This is a genomic window from Streptomyces anatolicus (assembly GCF_019400875.1).
GTDB lineage: Bacteria > Actinomycetota > Actinomycetes > Streptomycetales > Streptomycetaceae > Streptomyces > Streptomyces anatolicus.
In genome coordinates, this window is sequence record NZ_WMBF01000522.1 from 1 (window position 1) to 4,163 (window position 4,163).

The following is a 4,163-nucleotide window of genomic DNA, read 5'->3' on the forward strand; positions in this document are numbered from 1 at the left end:
CCTCCCGCCCTCGCCCCGTACCTGACGCGAACCGCTCACGCCGTCGGGCCGAACCCCCCTGCCCGCAGTCCTGCCCGCAGTCATCTCCGCACCACGACCTGACCGGGAGTACGCCCTCGTGGCCACGTTCCTCTACAAACTCGGCAAACTAGCCTTCCGCAAGCGGCACTTCGTCGCCCTGATCTGGGTGGCGCTCCTCACGCTCGCCGCCGTGGGCGCCGCCTCGGCGCCCACCGCCTCCTCCAGCTCCTTCTCCATACCCGGCACGGAGGCCCAGAAGGCCTTCGACCTCCTGGAGAAGCGGGCCCCCGAGGCCAGCGCCGACGGCGCGAGCGCCCGTGTCGTCTTCAAGGCGCCGGACGGCGAGAAGGTGACGGACCCGGCCAACAAGGCCGAGATCGTCAAGACCGTCGGCGCCCTGAAGTCCGGCTCGGACCAAGTGGCGCGCGCCGACGACCCGTTCCGCGCCAAGACCGTCAGCAAGGACGGCTCCACGGCGTACGCCTCCGTCTCGTACAAGGTCACCTCCATGGAGCTGACCGACGACGACCGTGACGCGCTGGAGAAGACCACCGACGACGCGCGCGAGTCCGGGCTCACCGTCGAGGTCGGCGGCGACGCGCTCCAGGCCATGCCGGAGACCGGCTCCTCCGAGGTCATCGGCATCGCGGTCGCCGCGGTCGTCCTCGTCATCACCTTCGGCTCGCTGATCGCGGCCGGGCTTCCGCTGCTCACCGCGCTCATCGGCGTGGGCATCGGCGTCTCGTCCATCACCGCGCTCGCCGACGCCCTGGATCTCGGCACCACCACCTCGACGCTCGCCATGATGATCGGCCTCGCGGTCGGCATCGACTACGCGCTCTTCATCGTCTCGCGCTATCGCGGCGAACTCGCCGACGGCCGCGACCGCGAGGAGGCGGCGGGCCATGCCGTCGGCACCGCGGGCTCCGCGGTCGTCTTCGCCGGGCTCACCGTCGTCATCGCGCTGGTCGGCCTCGCCGTGGTGAACATCCCGATGCTCACCAAGATGGGCTTCGCCGCGGCCGGCACGGTCGTCATCGCGGTCCTGATCGCGCTGACCCTCATCCCGGCGCTGCTCGGGTACGCGGGCAAGCGGGTGCTGCCCATGGGCGAGAGGAGCAGGCTGTTCGGCGGCGGCAAGAAGGACACGGCCGCCGCGGACGGGAACGCGGACAGGGCCGCCGGTGAGGAGGCCAAGCCGAACATCGGTACCCGCTGGGCCCGGTTCGTCGTACGCCGCCCGATCGCGGTGCTGCTCGTCGGCATCGTGGGACTCGGCGCCGCCGCCATCCCGGTCTCGCAGCTGGAGCTGGGCCTGCCCGACGACGGCGCCCAGCCGACGTCCACGACCCAGCGCAAGGCGTACGACCTGGTCTCCGACGGCTTCGGTCCCGGCTTCAACGGCCCGCTGATGGTCGTCGGCGACCTCGCGGGCGCCGACGAGCCGAAGGCCGCCGCCGGTGAGATCCGCAAGACGATCGCCGGGCTCGACGACGTCCTGACCGTCGCCCCGCCGATGTTCAACGAGGCGGGTGACACCGCCATCATCAGCGTCGTGCCGTCCTCCAAGCCCAGCGGCGTCGAGACCGAAGAGCTTGTCCACTCGATCCGCGACACGGGCGCGAGCATCACGTCCGACACCGGCGCCGAGATCATGGTCACCGGCACCACGGCCATGAACATCGACGTCTCGCAGAAGCTCAACGACGCCCTGCTGCCCTATCTGGCCCTGGTCGTCGGCCTCGCCTTCCTGCTCCTGATCGTCGTCTTCCGCTCCATCCTGGTCCCGCTCAAGGCGGCCCTCGGCTTCCTGCTCTCGGTCCTCGCGGCCCTCGGCGCGGTCGTCGCGGTCTTCCAGTGGGGCTGGCTCGGCTCGCTCTTCGGCGTGGAGCAGACCGGCCCGATCATGTCGATGATGCCGATCTTCATGGTCGGCGTGGTCTTCGGCCTCGCGATGGACTACGAGGTCTTCCTCGTGACGCGGATGCGGGAGGCGTACGTCCACGGGGAGCGGCCCGGGCAGGCGATCGTGACCGGATTCCGGCACGGGGCCCGGGTGGTCTCGGCGGCGGCCGTCATCATGATCGCGGTGTTCGCGGGCTTCATCGGGTCCAGCGAGCAGATGGTGAAGATGATCGGCTTTGGCCTCGCGATCGCGGTCTTCTTCGACGCGTTCGTGGTGCGCATGGCGCTGGTGCCGGCCGTTCTCGCGCTGCTCGGCGGCAAGGCGTGGTGGCTGCCGAAGTGGCTGGACCGCGCGCTGCCGAACGTCGACGTCGAGGGTGAGGGGCTGCGTACGGCCGCCGACCCGGACGCGGAGAGGGAGCTGGCCCGCGTCTGACCCCGCGCCGGGTCCCGCCGGGGCCCAGTGGAGTGCCGGGGCTCAGTGGGAGACCGGGGTGGCGGCCGCGTACGTACGACGCAGGAAGCGGATCAGCGCGGACGCGTCGAACTGGACGACCGTCACCCCGTCCCGCGCGTGGAACTCCACGACCGTCTGGACGCGGCCGCAGGGCCAGACGTGTACGTCACCGGCGGTGACCGGGGCCCGCAGACCCTGTTCGAGCAGTTGCCGGGCGAAGACCCACTCGTGATGGCCGGGGAGGCCGATCCGCACTGTGTGCGGGTCGGCCTCCCCGTCGTAGTGGAGGACGACGGGGACGGCGCGGTGGCCCTCGGAGGAGTCCGTGACGAGGTGGGCGCGTGCGTACTGCTCGACTGCGGACATCGCTGAACTCCTCATCCGTACGGGCACTTCCTCACCAATGTCCCATATGTACGGCTTTCCGCCCGGGGTGGTGGCGGAAGATCCACCGGGCGGGCGTAGCCGTATCGGGACCTGGGTGCTCTTGCAAACCGTTCGCAACAAGGCCCTATCATTGAACGGTTCACGACTGAGTGGACGGTTCACGAGCGGTCTGCCCTGCAAGGCCCCTGCCCAGGAGCGCGCCCATGCATGTCCCCGACGGATTCATCAATGCTCCCGTCTCCGCCGCGGCCGGGCTCGTCGCCGCGGGCGCGGTGGCGGTCAGCCTCAAGGGCGCCCGGCGTGAGCTGGACGAACGCACGGCCCCGCTCGCCGGGCTCGTCGCCGCCTTCATCTTTGCGGTGCAAATGCTGAACTTCCCGGTCGCGGCCGGGACCAGCGGGCATCTCCTCGGCGGGGCGCTCGCCGCGATACTGGTCGGCCCCTTCACCGGGGTGCTCTGTATCTCCGTCGTCCTGCTCATGCAGGGCGTGCTCTTCGCGGACGGCGGGCTCACCGCGCTCGGCGTGAACATCGCCGACATGGCGATCGTCACCACCGTCGTCGCCTATCTGGCCTTCCGCGGCCTGGTGAAGGTGCTGCCGCGCGGGCGCCGCTCGATCACCGTCGCCTCCTTCGTGGCGGCGCTGCTCTCCGTGCCGGCCGCCGCGGTCGCCTTCACCCTCCTCTACGCCGTGGGCGGCACGACCGACGTCTCCCTCGACAAGGTCGCCGTCGCCATGGTCGGCGTCCACGTCCTCATCGGCATCGGCGAGGCGGCGATCACCGCGCTCACCGTGGGCGCGGTGATCGCGGTGCGACCGGACCTCGTGTACGGGGCGCGGGGCCTCGCGCGGCCGCTGAAGCTGCGGGTCGGCGGGGAGCTTGTGGACGCACAGGGTGCCGCCGAACCGGTCGCCGCGGCCCGCTCCCACCGGAAGGTGCGGCTCGCGGGCCTCGCCACGTCCCTCGTCCTCGCGGGCGTCGTCAGCTTCTACGCCTCGTCGAATCCGGACGGCCTGGAGAAGGTCGCCCAGGACAAGGGCATCGACAAGAAGACCGAGGACCACGCGACGGCGGACTCGCCCCTGGCGGACTACGGGGTGAAGGACATCACCGACGCCCGCGTCTCGGTCGGCCTGGCGGGCGTGATCGGCGTGGGCGCGACGGTGGTCGCCGGTTCGGCGGTCTTCTGGGCGGTACGGAGGCGTCGTACGACGGATGCCTCCCCGGTGGCCTTGCCTGAGGCGGACGCCGCGTCGCGCGCGGGTGGCGTGCCTGGAGCGGGAGTTGTGTCCGGGGCGGCTGCCGTGCCCCGGGCGGATGGCGCGCCCAAGGCCTCCGCGCCCGGGACGCGTGGCGCGCCCGGCCCCGCCCTGCCCGGGACGGGTGATGC

At 71.4% G+C, this 4,163-nt stretch carries 3 protein-coding genes; 2 read left to right on the plus strand and 1 reads right to left on the minus strand.

Annotation, left to right across the window (positions count from 1 at the left end):
• Positions 1–118 precede the first annotated feature (118 nt).
• Complete coding sequence (locus GKQ77_RS28755) at positions 119–2,362, plus strand: MMPL family transporter (protein WP_219691898.1); 2,244 nt, start codon at positions 119–121, stop codon at positions 2,360–2,362.
• A 42-nt stretch (positions 2,363–2,404) separates the two neighbouring features.
• On the opposite strand, the gene GKQ77_RS28760 is transcribed toward GKQ77_RS28755, so the two are convergent.
• Entirely contained in the window at positions 2,405–2,749 is a 345-nt protein-coding gene (locus GKQ77_RS28760) for an SsgA family sporulation/cell division regulator (RefSeq protein WP_219691900.1), read from the minus strand.
• 224 nt (positions 2,750–2,973) lie between these two features.
• Here GKQ77_RS28760 and GKQ77_RS28765 point away from each other — a divergent pair.
• Positions 2,974–4,163: energy-coupling factor ABC transporter permease (locus tag GKQ77_RS28765; RefSeq protein ID WP_372460008.1), on the plus strand; the 1,190-nt coding region annotated here is incomplete at its 3' end.